Raw genomic sequence first — 2,721 nt, forward strand, 5'->3', positions numbered from 1 at the left:
GCTACGCTCCACTCACAAAAAACACCTCGCGGAATACTACCTGTGAACAGTAACCAGTCTGCCTCCGGCCAAACGGCAATAAAAGATACACAGAAACGGTAAAAACGCCATTTCCCGCCGCAAAATCACGTCAGGCCGCATCCCTTCTGGATTCTCATATGTTCCCCTATCATAAGGCATCTCGAATCATCCCCATGGCCGATACCGGAAGTCTTGGCAACGGGCAGTTCCGGACGGACCACGTTCAATAAGAGCTCCCCCGCAGTCGGCGCCAGCTTCTTATTTTCCATTGCGGTAAATGTCCCCAGGAGGATTCCCGACACCTGGTTAAAGACTCCCATCTGTTTCAACTGGCTGAAATAAGTCACTACCTGGGGAACCTGTCCGCCGTTACACTCCAAAAACAGGACCTTTCCATTAAAATCCGGCCAGAAAGCCGTTCCCGCAAGCTTTAAAAAGCATCTGATATTGCCTCCAACCACCGTTCCCTCCATTCTGCTTCCCCTGAGGAACCGGCAGTTGAAGTGTTTCAGGGATCTGCCTCCCTCCATCATGGTTTCACGGAACTCGCGGGCCTGTTTCCCGCCACAGCTTCCCACCAGGTTTCTCAACTGGTAAAGGCCCGATTTTTTTCCCGTCCTTGTGTAAATGGCGTTGATGACGGTCGTCAGGTCGCTGTATCCGTAAAAAATCTTATCCGAGGCGCTGATCATTTTAAAATCCAGTTCATCCAGGATCTCATTGGCCATGTCACCGCCCGATATGTCGAACACAGCCTTTACCGTCTCGTCCCTGTAAAAATCCATCAGCGCATGGGCCCGCTCTCTTCCAGTGCCGCTGAACACGGTCTCTCTTCTGTATAGAAACGGACTTTCCACTGCCTCCAGCCCCATGAGAGCCAGTTTTTCTTTCAGCAGTTTCAAGGATGCTTTGTCACCCTCCGACAGTCCGTTTGAACAGCAGGCAAGCCCCACCCTGTCCCCATGGTGCAGCAGCCCTGTTTCTCCATATACATTTCCCCCCATTTCCATCTCCGTTGTCCTCCGATTTTCCTTCTCCATTCTTATTGTTTTATCTGAAATAGTAACGAACCGGTACCTTTGAGGTATCCCGAATCGTTACTTCTGAACCCGCATATGTATCATTAAACCACTTTGTGGCACATCCACTTTTTGCTGAAAAATCTCCATGTAAAGATGATGGCGCGTATTGTCCAGTCCGTAAACATTCCAATCCACACGGCCATCGGTCCGAATCCAAACTGCCTGCACAGGAAAATGCAGAGGCTAACCCTGAAGGCCCACATCGTGACACAGGAGGTAGCCATGGAGAACTTCACATCGCCTGCCGCCCGCAATCCGTAGGCCGGGATAAACGCAAGTGTCCAGACAAAGGGCTTCACCAGTGTAATCCAGCCCACCATATAGAAACACATATCTGCGCTTTCTTTTTCCATCCCGCCCAGAAATGTTATTGGTTTTGTTAGTGCAAAAACGGCAAGGCAGCTAATGATTATAACAATCTCCGCCAGACCGGTCAGCTTTTTGATATAATAGACGGCCTCCTCTTTCCTGCCGGCTCCCATACATTGTCCCACCACGGTCATCAGGCCGATGCCGATACCGATGGCCGCAATGCCGTTTAAATTCTCCATGATATTCGTCATGGCCTGGGCCGCAATCGCAACGGTGCCAAGTGTTGATACCGTGGACTGGATCGCCAGCTTTCCAAACTGGAACATGGCGTTTTCAATGCCGTTTGGTACTCCTACCGCCAAAATCATTTTTATCTTTTTTAAATCGGGACGTATTTTAAAATAATCCCGTATTACCAGCATCTGATCTTTTTTCCTCAGGAAAATAAATACGGCAACGGCCGAGATAACGCGTGAACCCAGGGTTGCAATAGCCGCCCCGGCTACTCCGAGGCCAAATCCCCAGATCAGGATGGCGTTCCCGCAGATATTAAGCCCGTTGGAGACAATGGCGATTGTCATGGGAAGCTTTGTATTCCCCTGTGCCCTGTACACCGACGAACCGGCATCATAGAGGGCGATAAACGGGAAGGACAATGTTGTAAAGAAGAAATAGATCTGTGCCGCGCTCATGACGGCCGGTTCCACCTGCCCAAATATCAGCTTTAGCAGTGGGAAACGAAACGCCAGGCAAAGCAGGGTGACTGCAACGGAAATCGTCGTAACAACGAATACAAGCTGTTTCGCCGAACGGTTGGCATTCTTGTGATCTTCCTGGCCGATATACTGCGAACAGATAATCGTTCCTCCTGCGGCAAGCGCATAAAACGCCTGGATCACCAGAATATTGATCGAGTCCACCAGCGAAACCGCCGATATGGCCGCCGATCCCACGTTACTGACCATAATGCTGTCCGCCGTTCCCATCAGTGAATTCAGTATCTGCTCCACTACCAGCGGCACCAGTAATTTCCTCAGATCCCTGTTGCTGAACATGTGCTTCTTTTCCATTTCAAACCTCTGTTTCCCTGCACACCTCTTCCGATGCGCTTTTTCTATTCATATCCCGTATACTTTTTTACTGCAATTGGAAGAATTATAACACCGGCCGGGAGAATTCTCAATAGAATGAGGGAAAATGTGTAATAAGTTTGTTAATGTTCCGGTATAAATGGGGATTTAATTGAGGAAGGAGAACGCCGCCGGGACGGTCGGGGTTCGGGATGGTGAGGGGGAGGCTGTGAGTC

Annotated in this window: 2 protein-coding genes; both read right to left on the reverse strand. The window is 49.9% G+C overall.

What is annotated here, in order from left to right; all coding sequences use genetic code 11:
- Positions 1–125: 125 nt before the first annotated feature.
- Positions 126–1,031: an LD-carboxypeptidase gene (locus QZT18_RS23400; protein WP_294152149.1), complete on the reverse strand. Its 906-nt coding sequence runs from the start codon at positions 1,029–1,031 to the stop codon at positions 126–128.
- 113 nt (positions 1,032–1,144) lie between these two features.
- Positions 1,145–2,485, reverse strand: a complete 1,341-nt coding sequence (locus QZT18_RS23405) for an MATE family efflux transporter (protein WP_294152151.1) — start codon at positions 2,483–2,485, stop codon at positions 1,145–1,147.
- Positions 2,486–2,721 lie beyond the last annotated feature (236 nt).

Source organism: uncultured Clostridium sp. (assembly GCF_900547735.1).
Lineage (GTDB): Bacteria > Bacillota > Clostridia > Lachnospirales > Lachnospiraceae > Otoolea.

Bases quoted from the DNA above. Each gene is read 5' to 3' on its own strand.
- QZT18_RS23405 (WP_294152151.1), bottom strand. From the start codon at position 2,485: ATGGAAAAGAAGCACATGTTCAGCAACAGGGATCTGAGGAAATTACTG.
- QZT18_RS23400 (WP_294152149.1), bottom strand. From the start codon at position 1,031: ATGGAAATGGGGGGAAATGTATATGGAGAAACAGGGCTGCTGCACCAT.